This is a genomic window from Pseudomonas sp. JDS08PS003 (assembly GCF_045013505.1).
Taxonomy (GTDB): Bacteria; Pseudomonadota; Gammaproteobacteria; order Pseudomonadales; family Pseudomonadaceae; genus Aquipseudomonas; species Aquipseudomonas protegens_B.
In genome coordinates this window covers 3,315,749-3,338,862 of record NZ_CP120724.1, presented here as the reverse complement: position 1 = coordinate 3,338,862, position 23,114 = coordinate 3,315,749, and the positions used below count along the sequence as shown (strand labels likewise).

Here is a 23,114-nt window from a genome sequence, read left to right as displayed (position 1 = left end):
GTGTGCCTCCAGGCTAGCCTCGGCAGCCACGGCAGCGGATGCAGCGCCGGCCTTGGCACGGTAGAACAGCCCTGCTCCGCTCGGCTCCCGCCACAGACCCGCCCCGGACGCTGCCTCGACCTGGGTCCAGTTCAGGCTCAAGGTCTGCAAGTGCCGAGCGAGGGTGTCCAGCGAGTCGGCCATGAACACCAAGCGCTCGCGCATGGCTTCACGCCCGACCTGCAAGGTATGGGCAATGTCCGCCAAGGTCCGTGGTTGGCCATCGGCCAGGGCCTGGCGCAATTGTTCAACCTTGTCGCGCAGTTGCCCCGCCGTGCGAGCCGACAGCGGGATCGCCCAGGCCTGGCCGTCATGCCCTGGCGCCCCGCGGGCGGATTCACGCTCAGTGGGTTCACGCAGAATCAGGTGGGCATTGGCGCCACCGGCGCCAAACGACGACACCGCCGCCACCCGGGTTTCACCCGCGGCCACCGTCCAGTCCGTCAGGGTTTGCTGCACCCGCAACCCACCGTCGGCAAAGTCGATGTTGCCGTTGAGCACGGCCGAATGCAGCGAAGGCACCAATTGCCGGTGCTGGAATTGCAACAGGATCTTGGTCACCCCAGCGATACCGGCGGCGCTTTCACAGTGGCCGATATTGGATTTGACCGAGCCGATGGCGCAGTGCCGGTCCTGTTCGCCAGCCGTGCCCAGGGCCTTGTTCAGCCCGGCGATCTCGATCGGATCGCCCAGGGCGGTGCCGGTGCCGTGAGCCTCGATGTAACTGATGGCGCGGGGCTCCACCCGGCCCTGGTGCAGGGCGGCCTGAATCAGCGCCGCCTGGGCATTGGGGTTGGGCACCGAATACCCGTTGGTCTTGCCACCGTGGTTGATGGCCGAAGCCTGGATCACCCCATAGATGCGATCGCCCTGGGCCAGGGCATCCGCCAGCGGACGGATCAACACTGCGCCGACCCCTTCGCCCGGCACGTAGCCCGTGCCCCCTTCACCGAAACTGCGGCAACGACCGTCGTCGGAGAGAAAGCGCCCCTGCCCCAGCACCAGGTATTTGTTGGGGTGCACGGTGACGTTCACGCCGCCGGCGATCGCCACCGCGCACTCGCCGGCCAACAGGCTCTGGCAAGCCATATGGATGGCCGTCAGCGAAGAGGAACACATGGTGTCCAGGGTCACGCTGGGGCCATGCAAGTTGCAGAAGTACGAGACCCGGTTGGCAATCGAGGCAACATTGCCGGGAATCGCCAGCGGATGGCCCAGGGCCGTCTCCTCAGGACCGTAGAGCTGGTACTCGTTGTACATGGCGCCGACAAACACCCCGACGGCGGCGCTGTCCAGGCTATGGGCAGCGCTGTGTTCAGGGCTGTATTGGCGAGCCGTGGCGGCCAGGGTCGCACGGGTATAGCCGGCGTCTTCCAACAGGTGATACGCACACTGCAGGAACAGCCGCTCCTGGGGATCGAGTATTTGCGCTTCACGGGCCGAGATGTTGAAAAACAGGGTGTCGAAGCAGTCCACGTCGTCGATGAAACCGCCCCATTGACCATAAGTGGTGCCCGGCAGGTTTTTCTGCTCGGCATAAAAGCGTTGGTGGTTCCAGCGCTGTGCCGGGATCGGCGTGATGCAGTCGCGCCCCTGTTGCAGGTTGTCCCAGAACTGCTGCAGATCCGCCGCCAACGGGTATTGGCCGCTGAGCCCGACGATGGCGAACTCCATCGGCCCGGCTACGGCGGGCGCTGGCTGCAACGCCGGTTCAGGGGCGACGCTCGCGGTGACCGGCAATCCGACCGCTGCGGCAACGTTCGCGGTCGCGGCCGGCGTGATCAGTTGGCTCAGTTTTGGCCCATGCTGCTCAAGGAAATAGCCGCAGAGTTTCTCCAGGGTCTGGAATTCGAAGAACAGGGTTTTCGACAATGGCCCGAAGACCTCTTCGAGCCGGGCGTTCAAGCGGCCGACCATAATCGAGTCGATGCCATAGTCTTCCAGGGGCGCCTGGACATCGATCCGATGGGCGGGCAACGCGAACACATCGGCGAGCAACTGCTTGAAGTAGTGCTGGACCTGCGCCGCGCTCAGCGCTTGGCTCGCAAGCGAACCCAGAGATGAGGCCGGCGCGGCCTGGGGTGGCTCGAGCGGCGCGCGTCCCGCTGGGCTCAAGCCAAAAGGCTGCAAGGCCCGGGACGCATCACCCTCGGCCACCAGCACCTGGGTCGCGCCTGCGGCCAGTGCGCCGTGCAACGCCGACAGCGCCACCGCCGTGCTCAGCGGGCGAATGCCCGACTGGGTCCACAGGCGCTGCTCGGTGGAGGCGTCGGGGCGCATGCGCCCTTCGGCCCACAGCGACCAGTCCAGCGACAGGGTCTGCCCACGGCGTTCGCCCCGCGCCACCTGCCGGTTACGCTCATGGGCAAAGCCATCGAGAAAGGCATTGGCCGCTGCGTAGTCGGCCTGACCGACATTGCCGGTCACGCCGCTGGCCGAGGCGCAGAGCACAAAGCACTCCAGGTCCAGGTGACGGGTCGCGTGATCGAGGTTGGCGGTGCCCCGCACCTTGGGCTCCAGCACAGCGGCGAACTGCGCCAGGGTCTTGTTGACGATGAACTCGTCGGCGTTGATGCCGGCGTTATGGATCACCCCGCTGAGGGGGCCATGGGTCTGTTGCACCGAGGCCAGCAGGGCTTCGATTTCCGCCGGTTGGCCGATGTCCGCCTGGCAGTACTCGACCCGGGCCCCGCGCCGTTCAAGGGCGGCCAATTGCTGTTGTTCAGCCGGGTTCAGCAGCGAGCGGCCCACCAGCACAATGCACGCGCCATGGGTGTGCTCGATGATGTCGCGGGCAAAGATACGTCCCAGCCCGCCCGCGCCACCGGTGATCAGGTAGCAACCGGCGTCTTTCCAGACCGGGGGTTGCGCGGCTGTCGCCGCCAGGTGGCTCCAGACCGGCACCCGCTGCTCGCCAGCGTCGAGCCAGACCGCGTGATGTTCGGCGCTGACCGGCCCTTGTTCGAGCGCGTCCAGGGACTGCATGGCCAGCAGTTGCCCACGCAGCCTCGGGTTTTCCAGGCTCGCGGTTTTCAGCAGGCCTTCAAGGCCGAGCATGACCGGGGCCACCGGCCAGCCGAGCAGCAGCACCTGGATAAACAACGGCTGCTGACCGGCACCGGCCCCCAGGCAGGTCTTGAGGTGGCTGAACAGGGCCTCGGCCGCCGCCTGATAATCCCGGGCCAGGGCCGGGTTGTCCTGGCCACTGGAGCCCACCGCCAGGGCCTGCACCTGGGCCTGAGGAAACAACCGGCCCAGGCGATTCAACGCCGGCAGCGGATCATCTGCCGCCAGCAACAGCACTTGATGCTGGCCCTGGGGCGCCGACGTTGCGTGCGCCGCCGGCACGGCTTGCCACTGGCGCTGCAGGCGGATCGGCGTGACCGCGGCGTCCTCGGCCAGGGTGATTTCCCGGGCCGCCAGCCCGCGCAGGCTGACCCGCAACTGGCCCAGGTCGTCATACAGCCGAGCGTTGAGTTTGCTCAGCGTACCGTGGCTATCGAGGGTCAAAAGTGCCCACATCGTTGTATCCAGAGGACCGTGGACATCCACCTGATCCAGGGCGAATGGCACCTTCTGCGGCAGGCTGCCACTGCCGTCTGCGCCCAGGAAGAACCCCGCCACCCCTTGCAACGCGCCGTCCAGCAAGGCCGCATGCAAGGTCCAGCCGGTGCTGGCCTGGCTGCCTGGCACCTGGGGCAGTACCAGGCGCACCAGGCACTGGCGCGCATCACAGTAGATCGCCTCGATCACCCGACAGGTCGGCCCGTAAGCCAGCCCTGCGGCGTGAAACGCGGCGTAGCAGTCGGCGCCCGACAAGACATGCGTGCTGCCGGCCTGCAGCGCCCGGATATCCAGCACCGCGCTGGCCGCCGGGTCCCCGGCCTGAACCGTATCGAACAGCGACACCACGCCTTGGCCATGCACGGTCGGCTCGGCCGCTGGCTGGTCGGCCAGGCGGCTGACGATGCGGTAGGCAAAGCTGTCGGCCCCGGCCAGCGCTGTCAGCCAGGTCTCCACCTGCCGCTGCTCGCGGCGGTCCCAGATCAGCGGCGCCATCCAGCCGACCTTGGCCAAGTGCGCATGGCGCCAGTCGGGTCGCAGTGTCGTGGCAGCCTGCAGGGCCATTTCCAGGTAGGCCACCCCTGGCAATACGTGATGCCCCTGCACCACATGGTCGGCCAGGAAGAACTCTTGCCCGGTAAACGCCGACACGAAACGCTCGCCACTGGCCAGCGAAGCCTGGTGCTGGACCAAGGGTTGCGCCAGCGTTTGCAACGGCGGCACCGACGGCTGCTGGTGACCACCGGGCCCCTGGGGATCGACCCAGTAGCGCCCGTGCTCAAAGGGATAGGTCGGCAGTTGCAGGCGCACTGGAGCCTGTCGTGGGTAACGCAAGTGCCAGGGCAGCGTGTACCCCTGGCAGTAGAACTCGGCCAACCCGCGCAGGGTTTCCTCGTAGCCCTCAACCTGGACTTCGCTGCCCAGGTCATCCCCCAGTTGCCGTGTCCATTGCTCGATGGTGCACACAATCGACGCTTGCGGCGCCTGGTGTTGGTCGCCCTTGCCAAGCAACACCCGCTCCGCGAACACTTGCGCCGGCAAGGCGTCCTCGCTGCTCGCCCGGCGCCTGAGCTGTGGCAGGTGTTCACTGGCCAGTCGTTGCAGCAGACTCTGCGCCGAAGCCTGGTCCTGCACCACCAGCGCACAGCGGTATGCAAAGTGATGACGGCCCTCCAGCAGGGTGTGGCTGACAGCGGCCAGGTCCAGTTGTGGATCGCCGGCCAGGAGGTCGATCAGTTGCTCGATCCGGTCGCATAGCGAGAGGATCGAACGCGCCGACAGCACCAGCAGGTAGGCCGGAGAAACCTTGAAGCGTTGTGGCTGGCGTCGCTCATCCGCCGCGAGATCCCGCAGCACCACATGGGCGTTGGTGCCGCTCATGCCAAAGGCACTGACCGCACCGTGACGCGCGCCATCAGCCTTGAGCGGCCAGGGGCGCGGCCGGGTGTTGACGAAAAAAGCACTCGCCTGCCAGTCGACAAAGTCATTGTGAGTGGTGAAGTTCAGGCTCGGCGGGATCGTTTCGTGGCGCAGCGCCGAGGCCAGGCACAAGGTGCTGACCAGGCCCGACGCGGCCAGACAATGGCCGAAGTTGGTCTTGGTGGAGGTCAGCGCGCAATGGGCGCCCTCCTGCGACTGGCCGAAGACTTGCGCCAGTGCGTTGACTTCCACCGCATCGCCCAGGGCCGTGCCGGTGCCGTGGGTCACCACGTAATCGATCTGCCGTGGCGCCAGGTTGCAAGCCTCGTAGGTCGAGGTCAGCAAGCGGGCCTGCGCCGCTCCGTTGGGGGCGGTGATGCCGTTGGTCTTGCCGTCATAGTTGATCTTGCTGGCGGCGATCACCGAGACAATCGGATCGCCATCCGCCAGGGCCGCCGACAACGGCTTGATCACCAGCGCCACCACCGCCTCGCCCGGGACCATGCCGTTGGCCCGCTGATCGAAGGTGTGGCAGCGGCCGTCCGGCGAAAGCATGCCGGCCTCGTCCATGCGGCTGAACGACTGCGGCGTGAGCATCAGGTTGGCGCTGCTGACCAGGGCCATCTCGCACTCCCCCAGACGCAGGCTCTGACAGGCCTGGTGCAACGCCACCAAGCCCGAGGAGCAGGCGGTGTTGAGTGTCATCACCGGGCCATCGAGGTCGAGGAAATACGCCAGGTGCGAGGCGGCAATAGCACTGTGGTTAGCGGTGATGGAACCGCCGCCGCCCAGTAGGAAGTACTCGCCCTCCTCCAGGCCGACAAACACACCGACCCGTTGGCTGGCCAAGTGACGGGGGCCGATACCGGCCGTTTCCAGGGCACGCCAGGATTCCTCGAGCAACAGCCGCTGGCGCGGGTCCATCTCTTGCGCCGCACGCGGAGAAATGCCGAAGAACAGCGGGTCGAACTCGTCCACACCCCGCAACGACCCGCAGCTGTAGCCCTCAGGGGCTTGCGCCGAACTCACTGCACTGCGCCCGTCCAGCAAGAGCTGCCACATTTCATCGACCGAATCGCATTGCGGGAAACGACCGCTGGCGCCAATGATCGCGATGGGTTCAGCCAGCAGCGGGCGCGTGACCTCATGGCCCGGGGCCGACTCGGGCCCGGCAACCACTCCCAGCGGCGCCACCGAGGGCTGTGACGCTTGGGCCAAGGCCGCCTTGGGCGTGGCCTGCGCACGATAGTGCCGGGTCAATGCCGTTGCCTGTTGTTGCGCCAAATGTTCGGCCAGGCGCGCCAGGGTCGGATAGGAGAAAAACAGCGCCGGGCTCACGGCGAAGCCGAACCGTTGCTGGATCTTTTTTGCCAGCCGCGCCAGATTGATCGAATCAAAACCGAAACTGCTCAAGGTGGCATCGCCGGGCAACTCGGTGGCCGGGATCTGCGCCACGTCGCTGCACAGGTCCTGCAGCTGCGACAGGACCCAGGCGGGCAAATCCATGACCTCTTCAGGCGCCAGCGCTTCGCTCACGGGTGCCGGTGCCGGTGCCGGTGCCACCTGAGCCTGGGTCTCCAGGTCGAACAGTTGCGCCAAGCGTGAGGTGTCGCCATAGGCCACGGCCACGTGCTCCAGACCGCTGTGCAGAATCGCTTCGAAAGCCGCCAGGCCCTGGTCCGCGAGGAGCAAGGCCTGCCCGCTGCCGTGCAGGTACGACGCCAGGGCGCGCCCCGGCTCCGAGTCCGCCGCGGCCCGCACCGGGCCCATGCCGCCGTCCTTCCACAGCGGCCAGTTGATGGCGATGGTTTGCCCGTGCCGTTCGCCACGGGCGACCCGCTGGTTGCGATAGGTGGCGTGGGCCATCAGGAAGCGATTGCCCATGGCGTAACTGCCCGCGCCCATGTCGCCGAGCAAGGCGGCGGTGGAGGAGAAATAGCAGGCATGGACCAGCGGGTCGCCGGCGGTCAGGGCATCGAGTACCTCGGTGCCGGACACCTTGGGCGCCAACACCGTCTGGAACCCATTGGCCGAGGCCTGCAACAGCCCCGCGCCCTCCTCGACCCCCGCCGCGTGAATGAAGCCTTGCAGCGGGCCAAAGGCCGTGCGGACCTGGATCAGCGCCTGCTCCATGGAGCCGAAGTCCGTTACATCGGCCTGGAAGTAACGCACCTGAGCCCCCAGAGCTGCCAAGGCTTGCACGCGCTGCTCCAGGGCCTGAGTCGGCGCTGAGCGTCCCACCAGCGCCAGACGCAATGCGGCGCCCTGGGTGCGGGCCAGGTAATCGGCGAACAGCAGCGCCAGATGGCCGCTGCCACCGGTGATCAGCCAAGTGTTGGCCCGGGCCGACGGCAAGCTCTGCAACGCTGGCGCCGCGCCGGTTTCCAGTGCCAGAGGTCGGCTCGACAGCTGATAACGCTGCGGCCCCACATACAGGGTGCTGCCACCTTCGCCGCCGCGCCATTGCCGCAACAGCGGCGTGAAACAGGCGCTCGCCTGCCCTGAACCTGCCAGGGCAAAGTCGCAGGACTCGGTGCTTTCCAGCAGCACCGTTTGCCAGGCGGTGTGCGCCAGGATGCGCGGCATGGAGCGCTCCAGGCCGATCCAGGATTCCAGCTGACAACGGTCCAGCCCGTCGCGGCAGAGCCCGGCCAGCAACACCCGCTGCAGCGGCTGCTGCAACCGCGACAAGGCCTGGAGCAGGTTCACCAGCAGCTCCGGCTGCAGGCTCAGTTCCGGCGCTTCCACCGGCCACAGGTACAGCAGGCCGTCGATGGCGCCGTAACCTTGAACCATCGCCCCCAGCACCTCGCTGACCTCATGGGCGCGCTGCGGATTGAGGGCGAAACTGTCGGCGCCCGCCTGGCCCTGACGGGACAGAAACACCAGGCGGCAGCCCGGCAGTTGCTGGGCTGCCAGCTCACGCAACTGGGCCTGATGAATCGGCTCGGACAGGCAGCACAGCACCAGCCGTGGCTGCTCCGGCGCCGCACTGGCGACCTCACCGAGCGCCGGTTGCCAGTGTTCGGCAAAGGTCAGCAGCGAATGGCGGTTGGACGGTTCGGGCGGCGTGGGGCGTTCGTCGATGGCCCAATGGCGAATTCGGGCAAACGGATAGCTCGGCAGGGTCACCCGTGCTACACCGGCCGGACGCGGCAGCCCGCGCCAATCCGCGGCGCCGTCGCGCTGGGCGGTCCACAGGCGCGCCAGCGCTTTCAGGTCGCCGGCTGCCAGAGCCTGTTGCCAAGCGGGTTCGTGCCACTCCTCGCTGGCGGCGTCCGTCGAACTCCAGTACAGCCAATCGGCGGCCGTAGACGGTTCGTCCAGCTCACGCAAGCGTTGCTGCAGTTCAGCCACGCTGGCCACCACCAGCGCCAGGCGCTCGGCCAGCGGATCGCGGCCCACCTGCAGGGTGTAGGCCAGGTTGGCCAAGGAAACATCCGGGTGTTGCTCAAGATGGCGCGCCAGGCGTCGGGCACTTTCCAGCAAGCGTTCGCGGGTCTTGGCCGAGAGCACCACCAGTTGCTCGCCGTCCTCGCGAGGCACCGCGGCCGGCGCCACGTACTCTTCCAGCACCACGTGGGCATTGGCCCCGGAAAAACTCAGGCTGCTGACCCCGGCCCGGCGTGGAATCGGCTGACCTTGCGGATCGCTCAAGACCGTCCAAGGCTGGCGCTGATCAACCACATAGAACGGGCTGTCGGCGAGTTTGATGTAAGGGTTCTGCCGAGAAAAATGCAGGTTGCCCGGCAAGGTGCCGTGCTGCATCGACAGAATGATCTTGAACAGCCCGGCCATGCCGGCGGCGGCTTCCAGATGGCCGATATGGGTCTTGACCGCCCCCAGGCCGCAGCGGCCCTCGGGAATAGTGACCCCGTAGTGGCGAGACAGCGTGGCGAAGGCATCTTTCAGGCCATTGATTTCGATCGGGTCGCCCAAGGGCGTGCCAGTACCGTGGGTTTCGATGTAGGTGATGGTCGAGGGATCGACCCCGGCGCGGGTGTAGGCGTCCACCAGCAGCATCGATTGCGCCACCGGGTTCGGCGCCGTCAGGGAGCTCGCCCGCCCGCCATGGTTCTCCGCCGTGGCGCGGATCACCGCGTGGATGGTGTCGCCATCGGCGATGGCCCGGTGCAGCGGCTTGAGCAACACCGCGCCGGCCCCTTCGCTGCGTACATAGCCATTGGCCTGGTCGCTGAAGGTCATGCAACGGCCATCCTCGCTCAACATCCCGGCGTCACTGAACGACAAGGTGAGGTACGGACTGAGGATCAGGTTCACGCCACCGGCAATCGCCATTTCGCAGCCATTGCGAATCGATTCCACCGCTCGGTGCAGGGCCACCAGCGAACTGGAGCAGGCGGTGTCCACCGGCTGGCTCGGGCCATGGCTGCCCAGTAGATAGGAAATGCGGTTGGCCAACACCGAGTGGGACAACCCGGTGGAGGAATAGGCGCTGATCGGCTGCCCGGATTCCACCAGCAGGTTGAGGTAGTCAATGGCGCCGACGCCGATAAACACCGAGGTCTGGCTGCCGGCGAAATCGGCGCTGGCATAGCCGGCGTTGCCAATGGCGCTGAACACCGTCTCCAGGATCAAGCGCTGGGACGGGTCCATCAGCTTCGCTTCATGGGGCGAGATGTTGAAGTACAGGCTGTCGAACTTGTCGACATCGTCGATGAAACCACCCCATTTGGCGCGGGTCTTGCCACCTTCGGCCGGGTCGCCGTAGATCGCCTCCCAGCTCCAGCGCTGCGGCGGAACCGTGGTGATCATGTCGTCGCCCGCCTGCAAGTGCTCCCAGAAGCTGTCCAGGTCCTTCGACCCGGGCAGCACCCCGGCCATGCCGATGATGGCGATCGGCATCGCGCCGGTCTCAGGCTGTGGCGTGGTTGTGGCAACGGGTGAGGCAACGGCTGCAGCGGTCGCAGGCTCCGGCATGGACGCTGGCGGCGCAACGATCTGCGGGTACTGGGCCGAGAGGAAGGCCCCCACCGTGGCCAGGGTCTTGTGTTCGAAGAACAGCGCCGGGGTGATGTCGATGGCGTAATGACCGTTGAGCTTGTTGGCCAGTTCGACATAGGTGATGGAGTCGAATCCGTAGCTGCCCAGTTCGGTGTCGAGGTTGAACCCGGTTGCGCTCTTGTGCAGCACCTGACCCGCCAGGTCCTTGAGGGTGGCCATCAAGTCAGCGTCCTGAGTGGTGGCCGTCGGCGCCGTGGCCATCAGCGGCGCATCAGCGCTGGCCAGCGCATATTCACTGGCCAGGCACTGGGCCACGGCACTCAAGGTCTTGTGCTCGAAGAACAGCGCCGGGGTAATGTCCAGGGCGTAGTCGCGGTTGATCCGGTTGGCCAGCTCGACATAGGTGATGGAGTCAAAACCGTAATCAGTCAGGGCAACCTGAGGACGCAAACTGTTGGCCTCGCGGCGCAGAATGTCGGCGGCCAGCCGGCCCAACGCCTGGATCAGCCCCTCCTGCGCGGCCACCGGGTTTGGCCGCACCGCCATGCTCGGTACGGGCTGTGCGGAGGCCATGCCAAGGACCTTTTCGATCTTCGCCCGATCCCCCACCGCGACGCAGAGCGTGGTGGGGCTCGTCGTTGACAGCCCCAGCACAACCTCCAGGCCCTGATCCAGCGACAGAGGCAGTACCCCCATCACGTTGCGCATCAGGGTTTCGCTCTGCTCGCTGATGCGCATTCCGCCATCGCGCCAGTACGGCCAGTTGACCGACAGGGATTTGCCCTGGCGCTGCCCGGCCTGCACCTGCTCGTCGCGCCACTGGACGAAATGATCGAGGTATTCATTGGCATAGGCGTAAGCCGACTGGCCGACAGTGCCCGCCAGGGACGAGATGGACGAAAACACCAGGAACAGGTCCAGCCCATCCCCGCGAGTCACCTCATCCAGGTGCTGGACGCCCGCGACCTTGGGCGCGATGACCGGCCCCAGGTTGGCCAGGTCCTGCTTGACGATCAGGCTGTCGCGAATGGCCCCGGCGGCATGCAGGACGCCATTGAGGGCACCGAACTCGGCCTTGATCGCCCGGTGCAGCGCGGCGACGTCCGCCTGATGGCTGACATCGGCCTGCAGATAACGGGTCACGCCCGGCAAGCCGGGTGCTTCGGCCTGGGCCAGGGCGTGCGCCACGCTGTCCGGCGCGGAACGACCGCAGACAATCACCCGGGCAGCGAAGCGCTGACGCAGCTGGCGGGCAATCTGCAGGCCCAGTGCCCCGGCACCGCCGCTGATCAGGTAGACACCGCCCTGGCGAAACAGGCCCTGGGATGCGAGCGCCGCCGAGCGCTCCAGGCCCTTGAGCCGTTGCACCTGACGCGCCTGTTGCCGGTAGCGCAGCAACACCTGAGCGGCCCCCGGCGCATGCCGCAGTTCTTGCGCCACGTGGTGCACGGCCTCGGCTTCGGAGCCCTCGGCCACCTCCAGGACACAGGCCTGCAACCCGGGATGTTCATGACCCAGGACCCGGGCAAACCCGGCCAGGGCGCGATGCGCGAAGTGCCCCGAGCGACTGACAAACAGCAACCGCCCCTGAGTACGCTGGCGCGCCACCAGTACCGGCAGCAATTGATACAACAGTTGCAACAGCGCCTCGCCTTGCAGCCCCTCTTCCAGCCGGAACAGCCAATCGAGGTCGCCGGTGGCAGGCAGTGCGTCCAGCAGTTGCTGCCAATGTCCGGTCGAGCGCGGGTCGATGCCCAGGGTCTTGCCGCCGTCGCTGACCTGCACTGCAGCCTCGCCGGCCAGGGTTGGCGACACGCACCAGGGTTTGAAACCCAGGGCCTGTTCCAGCGCCGGCCAGCCGCCTGGAGCCGCCGTGAACAGCACGCTGTGGGCGGTCGACGGCTGAGCCGCCAGCGGCAGGTTGAAGTCTTGCGCCTGCCAGTGGGGGGTAAAGAGTTGCAGGTCGTCCTGCTTGCGCAACGAGTAAGGCCGGTAAGACAGGCTGCGCATGGCCGCCAGTACCTGTCCGTCGTCGCTCAGCAGGTCGATGTCGAAACGTTTTTCGGCGAACTGCGCCGAACCGTGGTTGCCAGCCACCCGGGCATAGGCGTAGCAGGTCGCCGTGAGCGGTGCATAAACCGTGATCTCGCTGAGGGCATAGGGGATGTACAAGGTGTTGTCTTGGCTGGGATCGCCGAGCAGGCCCAACAGGCTTTGCAAGGCACCGTCCATCAACGACGGGTGCAAGGTGTAGGCCGTCAGGTCGTGGCGCAGGGACTGGGGCAGGACCAGGCGGGCCAGGGATTCGCTGGCGTTGAAATACAAGGTTTCCAGGGTGCGCAAACCCGGCCCGTAGACCAGATCGTTGCGATCGAAGATCCGATAGCACTCCAGCGCAGGCCAGACCTCGGCGCAGCGCGCCTTGATCGCGGCCAGGTCCATGCGCGGCGTCTGCGCCGGCGCCGGCAGCCGACGTACCCGGCCCTGGGAATACAGCTGCCCGGCCCCGTCACTGACCCGGTAGGCGGTGCCACGCTCGGTTTCCTGCAGGTCGACCTGCACCTGCCGAGGCTGATCGGTGACGATCACCGGCTTGATCCAGGCCACGTTCTGCACTTGCTGCAATTGGCCGTCCAGCCCCCCTTCCCCGGCCAGGCGCTGCGCGGTGATGGCCATTTCCAGATGGGAGACGCCGAGCAGAGTCGGCGCCCCGGACACCAGGTGGTCCTTGAGGTACACCTCGTCGCCGTCGAAACGGTGGCTGAAGCTGGGCTGGGCAGTACCGCTCAGCCGACGGGAGAGGATCGGGTGCAAGGCCGGCACTGTGTCGCAGGCCTCGGGCGTACCCGCAGCCCAGTAGGGCGTCGAGGCAAAGGCATAGGTCGGCAGCGAAACGCGCCGGACACCGTCCTGGGGCGAGAACAGCGGCCATTGCAGCAGCGCACCGGCCGCCCACAGCCGGGCCAGGTCGCCAGCCAGGGGCCGTGGCAGCGCGGCAAGCTCGGCCTGGGCCCGCTGTTGCTGCTGTTCGCTGGGTTCGTCGCCGACAAACACTCGCTGCGGATCGAGGTTGTCCGCCAGGAAGCCGCGCAGCCCCTGGGCCAGGGTTTGAAGGGACTCACACACCAGGGCCAGCCGCGCCGGCATCGGGTCGCGTCCGTTCTGCAAGGTGTGCAGCACATCGCGAAAAGCCGGCAGCGACGCCTCGCTGTCCAGCCAATGCAGCAGACGCCCGGCCATGACCCGCAAGCGCTCGGGGGTGCGCGCCGACAGCACCGCGACAGCGGCGCCGGGGAAGCCGGTCTGGTCGACCGGCAATGGCGCGGCAGGCAATGGCGCAGCGGGTACGTACTCTTCCAGCACGATATGGGCATTGGTGCCGCTAAAGCCCAGGGAGCTGACACACGCGCGCCGTGGATGCTCGGCCTGGGACACCCAGGGTTGCAGGCGCTCGAGGGTGAAGAACGGGCTGTTGGCAAAGTCGATGTGCTGGTTGGGCTGTTCCAGGTGCAAGGACGGCGGCAACGCCTGATGACGCAGGCACAACACGGTCTTGATCAGGCTGGTAATGCCCGCGCCGACCTGGGCGTGGCCAATGTTGGTCTTGACCGAGCCGATGGCGCAGAACTGGTTGTGGTCCGTGTGCTGGCGAAACGCTGCGGTCAGGGCTTCAAACTCGATGGGGTCGCCCAGACGGGTGCCGGTGCCATGAGCTTCGACATAACCGATGGTGCGCGGGTCGATCCCGGCGCGGGCATAGACATCGCTGAGCAACTGGGTCTGGGCATAGGCACTGGGCACGGTAATGCCTGGGGTCTTGCCATCCTGATTGATGCCCGAGGCGCGAATCACCGCGTGCACCGTGTCGCCATCGCGTTCGGCGGCGGCCAGTGGCTTGAGCACCACCGCGCCGACCGCTTCGGAAATCACGATGCCGTTGGCCCGCTCGTCAAAGGTCTTGCACACCCCGTCCGGCGACAACATGCCCAACTGCGAGGCCAGGACGAACATTTCCGGGGTGTTGTACAGCATCACGCCGCCGGCCAGGGCAACCTCGCAGGTGCCGCTGATCAGGCTTTCACAGGCCATGTGCACCGACACCAGGGACGATGAACAGGCGGTGTCCACCGCCACCGCCGGGCCCTTCAGGTTGAGGAAGTACGACAGCCGCGCCGCGAGTATCGATGAGGCGTTGCCGGTCAGGCTGTAGGCGTCGGCCGGCATCTGCTGCTCGCGCAGGTGTTGCAGATAGTCACCGGAAACACAGCCGACAAACACCCCGCACTTGCTGTCGGACCAACTGCCCGGCGCGTAACCGGCGTCTTCGATGGCGCCCCAGGCTTCCTGGAAAAACAGCCGCTGCTGGGGGTCCATCAGCAGGGCTTCACGGGGGCTGATGTTGAAGAAGTCGGCATCGAAGCCCTTGATGTCGTCCACCAGGCCGGCCCACTTGCTGTAACTCTTGTTGCTGGCGCTGCGCTCGGGGTCGAAGTAGTCGTGGCTGCCCCAGCGACTGAGGGGGATCTCGGTCACGCTGTTGTGCCCGGCCTTGAGGTTGTCCCAGAAACGGGCGGTGCTGTCGGCACCGGGAAAGCGCCCGGACATGCCGATGATCGCGATGTCTATCGCGCCCGCAGGCTGATCCTTGGCGGGCTGGCTGACGCCGGTTACCAGGCGCAGCAGATCACGGCCCTGGATCAGGGAGATATGACCGTCCTTGACCAGATTGAGGATGTCGGTGGTGGTAATGCACGCAGTCATTGGAAATCACTCATTAAACGATTGGCCTGATCGACGCTGAGTCGACCGCTCTGCAATTGCGCAAGGATGTCGAGCAAGGCCTGGTCCGAGTCGTGGCTCGCACGCTCGGCCGGCTGCTGTGGCGTGACGGGGGTTGCCGGGGCGCTGTTGCGGATGCGCTGCGCCAGCGCGCCGGCAAAGCCACCCAGGGTCGGATGCTCGAACAACAGGCTGACCGGCAGGGTGACGCCCAGCTCCTGCTGGATCTGGTAGATCAAGCGGGTCGCAGTGAACGAGGTCCCCCCGGCGTTGAAAAAGTGGCTGTCGTCACGCGCCTCTGACAGGCCCAGAGTGGCCGCCCAGATCCGCGCCACCTGCTCTGCCCCGCCCGGCACTGGCGCCGAGGAATGCGCGCCTTCGCTCTGCGGCTCGGGCAGCGCCTTGCGGTCGATCTTGTTGTTGGGGGTCAGCGGCAGCGTGTCGAGGCGCACGAACAACGACGGCACCATGTACCCCGGCAAGTCCCGCGCCACGCGTTGGCGCAGGTCTGACTTGAAGGCTTCGTCCAGGACCGCCGGGGCGCTGATGACCACATAGGCGGTCAACACCCCTTCGCTATCGCCGCCAGCGCCGCGCTGGCGCAGGGTGACCACGCAATCGCGCACCTGGGGATGGCCGCGCAGGATGTTTTCGATTTCCCCCGCCTCGATGCGAAAGCCCCGGACTTTCAATTGGCCGTCCTCGCGGCCCAGGAACTCCAGCTGTCCCTGGAGCGTGAGGCGCGCCTGATCACCGGTGCGGTACACCCGGCCGGTGGGGGTCTGGAGGAATTTTTCGGCATTCAAGTCCGGGCGATTGAGGTAGCCGATGGCCACACCTTCGCCGCCAATGCACAGCTCACCGGCCACCCCGGGCGGCACTGGCGACTGGGCCCCATCGAGGATGTAGAGGCGGGTGTTGTCGATCGGTTTGCCAATCGGCACGATGGCTGAATCGCCCTGGTCATCGACCTGCTCGACACAGGACCAGATCGTGGTTTCCGTGGGTCCGTAGAGGTTCCACAGTTCACGGCTGCGCGAACGCAGCTCACGCGCCAGGCTGCGGGGCAAGGGTTCGCCACCGCACAGAATGCGCAAGTCCGGCTTGCCGGCCCAGCCAGTGCTCACCAGCATCTGCCAGGTGGTCGGGGTGGCTTGCATCAGCGTGATGCGCTGTTCCTCAAGCAGGCGCTGCAAGTGCAGGCCGTCCATGGCCGCCTCGCGGGAGGCCAGAACTACGCAGGCGCCGTTGACCAGCGGCAGATACAGTTCGAGCGCGGCGATGTCGAAAGAAATGGTGGTCACCGCCAGCAAACGGTCCTGCGCCGAAATCCCCGGTTCCCGGGCCATGGACTGGAGGAAGTTGCTCAAGGCCTGATGGCCGATCTGCACGCCCTTGGGGCGCCCGGTGGAGCCCGAGGTGTAAATCACGTAGGCGCAGTCTTCCATGCCCGATGGGCCAGGCAGGTTGTCCGCCGGGCGCGCTTCGATGGCGGCGGCTTGCGCAGCCAGATCGAGCAACTGCGTAGTGCCCAGGGTCAAGCCCTGGGGCAATTGACTCAGGCTGTCGACCAGCATGAAGGCCGGCCGGGCGTCATCGAGCATGTGTTGCAGGCGCTGGGCGGGAAAGCCCGGGTCCATCGGAATATAGAAGCCACCGGCTTTGAATACCGCGAGCAACGCGGCGACCAAGTCCCCCGAGCGCTGCATGCACAAGGCCACACCCTGCCCGGGTCGCAGACCGCTGGCTCGCAACTGCTGGGCCATGCGATTGGCCCGCTGATTCAAGGCCTCGTAGGTCCAGGTCCGCTGGGCGTCGATCAACGCAGCCTGCGTGGCGTGTCGCGCCACTTGCTGCTCGAACAGCTGGGCCGTGGTCAAGGGCGCCACGGTGATCTGCCGGCCCTGCAAGTAGGTGGACGAACGCGCGAGGTCCTGCTGGGCAACCACCGGCAGCGACCAGACCGGAGTCCCCGGTTGGCTGACGCAGTGCTGCAACAGGATCAGCAAACTGTCCCGCATGCGCGCCATGGTCGGCGCGGCAAACAGGTCGGCATTGAACTTCAGGGCGCCGGCCAGTTGCCCATCGATATCCATCATTTCCAGGCCAATCTCGAACTGGCCCTCTTGCTGGGCAAAAGGCACGGACTCCAGGTGCAGTCCCTGGTGCTGGATCGGTACCCCTTCACGGGGCGACAGGATGCGGATCAGTTCGCTGCTCTGGTGCGGTTTCTGATAAACGAACTCGGCCTGGAACAGCGGCGTACGCCCGGCTTCGCGGCTGGGGTTGAGTTCTTGCACCAGTTTGGCGAACGGCACGCGCTGGTTTTCCAGGGCCTCCAGCACCACCTGTTTCTGCTGTTGCAGCAACTCGCTGAAGGACGGATTGGCACGCAGATCGGCGGTCAGCACCACCGAGTTGACGAAATAGCCCACCAACGGGTTGAAACGCTGATTGATGCGCCCCGAAACCGGCGAACCTATCCATACCTGACGGTCCGAGGAGTAGCGCCCGAGCAGGCATTGATAGGCGGCCAAGAGCACGGTGAACACCGTGACGCCTTCACGCTGCGCCAGGGCCTTGATGCCGTCGCTCAGTTCGCGGCTGCACTGGATCGCCACAGAGGCACCATTGAAGGTCTGGGCAGTGGGCCGCGGAAAGTCCAGCGGCAGGTTCAACCGCACGTCGCGGTCGGCCAGCCGCTGCTTCCAGAAGTCGCGCTGCTGTTGTCCGGCGCTGCTGAGCAGAAAAGCCTCTTCCTCACGCACGAAATCGGCGAACGTGGCGGTCAACGGGGTCAGTGCCGGCTCCTCGCCACGGCGCAGGGCCTGGTAGCCGCTGAGCAGTTCATCGAGCAACAGCCACTGGCTCCAGGCGTCCGAGACCAGATGGTGGACGGTCCACAGCACCAGGGTGTCGTGCTCACCGCAGATGAACAGACGCAACCGGCTGAGCGCGCCGTGTTGCAGGTCGAACGGCTGGCGATGGGCCGCTTGCAGCGCGGCTTGAACCTGCTCCGGCGACTGGCCGATCAGGTTGCTCACGCCGATGTCGGGAACCATCGAGGGCGCAATTTCCTGAACCGGTTGCCCTTGGCGTTCGCTGAACCGCGTACGCAATGCCGGATGGCGCTGCACCAGCAGGCTGTAGCTGCGCTCCAGGGCAGAGCGATCCAGGGGCGAGCGCAAGCGCAAGGTCATGGCGATGTGATACGCCGCGCTGTGCTCGTTGAGCTTATGGATAAACCACAACGATTGCTGGCCGTGGCTCATGGGCCAGACCTGGGCATTGCCCTGCGGCGCGATGCTATCGATCCAGTCGACCTTGGGCACAGGAGCCAGGTACGGATCGGGATAGCTCAGCGCAATCGCGGGTTCGGCGACAGGCGCCGCTGGCGCTTTCGGTTCAGGTTGCAGTTGTGGTTGCGCCGGCACGGCGCTGACGGCCTCGGGCAGATGCTCCCCGCAGATATGGGCGGTGAAGGCCCTGAGACTGGTATGGCGCAGCAACGCCGCCGGTTGCACGTTGATGTCAAAGGCGTCGTTGATCTTGTTGATCAGCATCATCGCGCCAATGGAGTCCAGGCCGTACTTCATCAGGTCCTGGTCGGGGTCGATATCGCCGGGCGCCAGCTTGAGCAGGTCCGCCAGTTCAGTCAGGGTGCGTTCCCCCACCGCCGACAGGTCTTGTCCCATCGGGCTGGCGGCTGGCGGACGGGGCGCCGGCGCGGCGCGGCCCGACGTCTTGGGAAATTCATTCCAGGCCGCCTGGATGGCACTGGCCTGCCCCTGAACCACTACCCGTTGCGTGCCCCCTTCAGCGCCCAGGCAGCCCTTGAGGGCAGCCACGCCGGCGTCAGTGTCGAGGGCCACCAAGCCACGACTGCGCTCCAGGAACACCGTACTCTGCTCATCGAGCTGCATGCCGCCGTCGCGCCACAAGGTCCAGTTGATCGACAGGCTACGGCCCTGGCGCATGCCTTGCTGGACCCGGCGTTGCCGTTGGGCCACAAAGCCATCGAGGAAACGATTGGCATAGGCGTAGTCGGTCTGACCGACAAAACCCATGACCGCCGAAATCGACGAATAGACCACGAACAGGTCCAGCGCTTCGTGTTCCAGGGCCTGATCCAGCAGGGTCACACCCATGACCTTGGGGTTGACGATGGCGGCGATCTGTTCGGCGCTTTTGCTCGCCAGGACTCCGTTTTCCAGGGTTCCGGCGCAATGGAACACGCCGTGGATACGCCCGGCTCGCTGCCTGATCGAGGCCACCAGTTGGGTAATGCCGGGCCCGTCGGTGATGTCCACGGCCTGGTATTCCACCTGCCCGCCCTGGGGGTTCTGATTCAGCGCTTGAAGACGCTCGCGGGTCGCCGCCGACAATTGCGCCTGCGGCGTCCGCCCGGTCAGGATCACCCGCGCCTGATAACCCTGTACCAGCGCCTGGGCCAGAATCAGCCCCAAGCCACCCGCCCCACCGCTGATCAGGTACACCCCGCCCTCGCGCAATCCCGTCGTTCCCGTGGCGACTTGCGTGTCGAGCGCGGCCGTCAACAGTAGGCGCTGGTCCTGCTCAAGCCGCACTTCGACACCTTGGCCGGGGGCCTGCTGGACAGCGATTTCCCGTTCCATCTGTTCGGCCAGACGCTGGACCGGATAGCCGGGCAAACCGACGGAACGCGCCACCCACAACGGCTGTTCAGCCGCCAGACTGCGCATCAACCCGCCCACGGCGACACCCGCCGGCACCTCATGGGGATAGAAATGCAGCAGCGTCGTGCCCTTGGCGGCGCCGTGGTGCAGCAGCTGCTGGCTGATGAACAGCAGCGAGTACAGATTCACCGTCAGGGCCTGCTGCAACGCCGAAGGCGCGCCCAGTGCCCAGGCATGGACAATGGTCATCTCCTGGGTGCCACAGGCGTCCCACAGCCTCGCGTAATGCTCCGGGTTACCGGGCGCCACTTCGTAGTGCCGGGCCGCCACGCAGCGAAATTCGGCGCCGGGATACACCAGGGTGTCCTGGGGCCGTGCCAGATGGGCGGCCATTTGCGCGTCGGCGACAAACAACAGGCGCGGGGCCTGTAACGCTGCACCAGCCATGCTTGGCGCCGGCGCAGCGGGCAGCCACTCCATGCGATAGCGCAGGCTCGGCGCCGATGCCTGCTGCTTGATGGGGCGCAACGTCAGGTTGTCGATATGCACCAGCAGTTCGCCGCTGTCGCTGAGGATGTACACCGAGCATTGGGCGCTTTCAGCGTCGATTTCACGCAGTTGCGCAATGCTGTAGAAGCGCTCGGGCAAGGCCTTGAACACGGTGATCTGGTCCAGGGCATAGGGGATGTAGGTGCTGCTGGGGTTTTCACTCTCGCAAAAACGAATGCACGGCTGGAATGCACTGTCGAGCAGCGCCGGGTTGAGGATGAAACCATCCACCAGCGGGTACAGCTGGCCCAGCCCCTCGGGCACCGCCGGTTCACCCCGGCGGCCGGCCGGCTGGCGCTGGATATCGGCGATCAGGTAGGACCCACTGCGAGACAGGGTCTTGATCCCGCGAAAGGTCGCGCCATAGGCGAAACCCTGGGCATCGAAACGCGCATAACACCCGGCCTGCTCGTCCAGCACCTGGGCATTGGCCAGCAACCCGGCAAGGTCCGGCAGCGCCGGCATGGCGGGAAGCTGGGGGTCCATGACTATCTCGCCCTGAGCGCAAAGGTGTTCGCCAGCCTGGCGCAGGTCATGGATTTCAAAGCGGGTCTTGGTGTTTTTGTGCTTCAGGCGCAGCTCCAGGGTGGCCGGCTCGCGGTCCACCAGGAAAGGTTGCAGCCAGACAATATTGCGCAGCTGGGAAATCGTCTGGCCCGAGGCCAGGTAGCCGGCGATGCAGGCCATTTCCAGATAGGCGACACCGGGCAGGGTTTTGCGCCCGGCAATCACATGGTCGGCAAAGTAGAATTCGTCGCCGTTGAACACCGAACGAAACGCCACGTGCTCGAACGTGGAAACGTTGCGCTGCAGCAGTTGCGAAAGCCCTTGCGCTGCCTGCGAGGCTCGGTCGGCCTGAAACACCGGCATCTGGCACAGGCGCTGGGCAAACGGATAGGTCGGCAGGCTCAGGCGTTGCGGCCGTGGTTCTCCACGCTGGGCCCACAGGGGCTGCCAGTCGAAACCGCCGCGGCGTACCCACAACCGGGCCAGCGCCGTCCACTGGCCCTCCCGCGCCCAGCGCAAGGCCATGGCCGAGACCTCGTCGGCATCGAGCACAGCGTCCTGCTCGACCGCCGGCTGACCATGAAACGTTGTGGCGTCCTGTTCATCGCCCGTCGCCCCCGCCAGGTAAGCGGCCAAGGCCTCTGCCAGCGCTTCCACGGAGTCGGCCACCAGGGCCAGGCGCTCCTCCATGGCCAGGCGCCCGACTTGCAGGGTGTAAGCCAGGTCCTCAAGACGCAGCGGCGCTGCCGCGGCGCGCAAAAAGCTCAGCAGCGCGTCGGCATAAGCCCGCAAACCTTCCTCATTGCGGGCGCTCAGCACAATGATCTGTGGGCTTGGCGCGGTGGCAGGCTCTGGCGTTGGCTGCAGGTATTCCTCCAGCACGACGTAGGCGTTGGTTCCGCTGAAGCCGAACGAACTGACCCCTGCCCGGCGCCGAGTGCCGGCGGGCACGCTCCAGTCGCGGTTGTCGGTATGGATGTAGAAAGGCGTTTGTTCGAGCTGGATCAGTGGGTTCAGGGTCTGGAACTGCGCCGAAGGCGGCAGTCGTCGATGGCGGATCGCCAGAAGCGCCTTGAACAACCCCGCCACCCCCGCCGCCGCCAACATGTGCCCCATGTTGCTTTTCACCGAGCCCAGGGCGCAGAAACCGCTATCGCTGGAGAACGGCTTGAACGCATTGACCAGGGCCTCCACTTCGATCGGGTCCCCCAGGGACGTGCCCGAGCCGTGGGCTTCCATCAGCCCCAGGGTGCGCGGATCGATGTTGAACTGCTTGAACACCGCCTGCTGCAACTCGGCCTGGGAGGTCTGGCTCGGCGCGGTGATGCCGTTGGTCTTGCCGTCCTGGTTGACCCCCCAACCGATCAGCGTGGCGTAGATCGGATCGTTGTCGCGCTGCGCATCCGCCAGGCGCTTGAGGGCCACCACCCCTACCCCTTCGGCCGGGACAAAACCATTGGCCCGCTGGTCGAAGCTGTAGCAACGGCCATCGGCAGACAACATGCCGGCCTGGCTGGCCATGATGTGAATCGATGGATCGCTGAGGATCGACACGCCACCGGCCAGTGCCAGGTCGCTGTTGCCCATGACCAGGCTGTCACAAGCCTGGGCGATGGCCACCAGGGAGGCGGAACAGGCGGTGTCGATGGTCAGGCAGGGGCCGCGCAGGTCCAGCAGGTAGGCGATGCGCGCCGCCAGGATCGAGGTGCTGGAACCGAGGAAACCGGCAGCGCTCAGGGCATTGCCATTCTGGCTCTGGCCATAGTTGCCGCAACCGACGAACACCCCGCATTGGCTGCCGGCCAGTTGCTGCGGATGCAGGCCGGCATCTTCCAGGCAATTCCACGCTTCTTGCAGAAACAGCCGCTGCTGGGGGTCCATGGCGTCGGCATCGGCCGGGGAAATATTGAAGAACAGCGGATCGAAGCGGTCGATATCGTCGACCGCGCCAATGGCGTCGGAGTAGCTCTTGCCGGCCTGGCGCGTCGGGCTATAGGCCTGGTCCATGCGCCAGTAGTCCCGGGAAACGCGGCTGATGCAGTCGCGGCCTTCGGCCACGGCGGCCCAGAACGCCTCCACGTTGCGCGCCTGGGGAAAGCGCCCGGACATGCCGATAATGGCGATGGCGCCAGCGTCGGCCTTGGACGATGCAGGCCGGCCCACAGGCGCTGGGGAGGCACTCAGCGGGACTGCCTGGGCAGGCTGAGAATGGCTTGGCGAGGCCTCGCGAAATGACCTCAGCTTCTTTCGTGGGGCCGGGGCGGTAGCGGCCTGCTCCAGGACAACCGGCGATGCGGTGTCGGTGGCTGGCGGCGTCACGGCGGCGGGCACCAGGCGGCGTCCGAACATCGTGCGCGCCGGGCGCTGGACATCGCCCTCGACGCCCTGGGCGGCCAGCTCCTGATGCACCAGTTCGGCCATTCGGGCCAGCGTCGGGTAGTTATAGGCGCGCACCGCCGGAATGCTCAGCCGATAGGTCTGATTGACCTCGGCCATCCACATCACACCGATACGCGACGTCAGGCCCAGCTCGAAAAAGGTTCGACTTTCGCTGATGTCCTTGGCGCTGACGCCCAGGGCATCGGCTAACAGGCGACGAATGGTTTTCTTGACCGATTGCAAGTCGTTGACAGACAT

General features: G+C 66.1%; 2 protein-coding genes (1 of these 2 cut by a window edge). Both read right to left on the bottom strand.

What is annotated here, in order from left to right; all coding sequences use genetic code 11:
* A protein-coding gene (locus P7C00_RS15200) for an SDR family NAD(P)-dependent oxidoreductase (RefSeq protein WP_404939737.1) crosses the window boundary here: on the bottom strand, positions 1 to 14,748 show its 5' portion. The gene continues 3,498 nt to the left of window position 1, outside the view; the window shows 14,748 of its 18,246 coding nt (coding positions 1-14,748); the start codon lies at positions 14,746 to 14,748; its stop codon lies off the left edge, out of view.
* Positions 14,745 to 23,114 (bottom strand): amino acid adenylation domain-containing protein, encoded by an 8,370-nt coding sequence (locus P7C00_RS15195; protein ID WP_404939735.1) that lies wholly within the window; start codon positions 23,112 to 23,114, stop codon positions 14,745 to 14,747. Before P7C00_RS15195 ends, P7C00_RS15200 begins: the two co-directional genes overlap by 4 nt.

Excerpts from the sequence above, each read along its gene's own strand:
- P7C00_RS15195 (WP_404939735.1), bottom strand. The coding sequence starts at position 23,114 with ATGTCTGTCAACGACTTGCAATCGGTCAAGAAAACCATTCGTCGCCTG.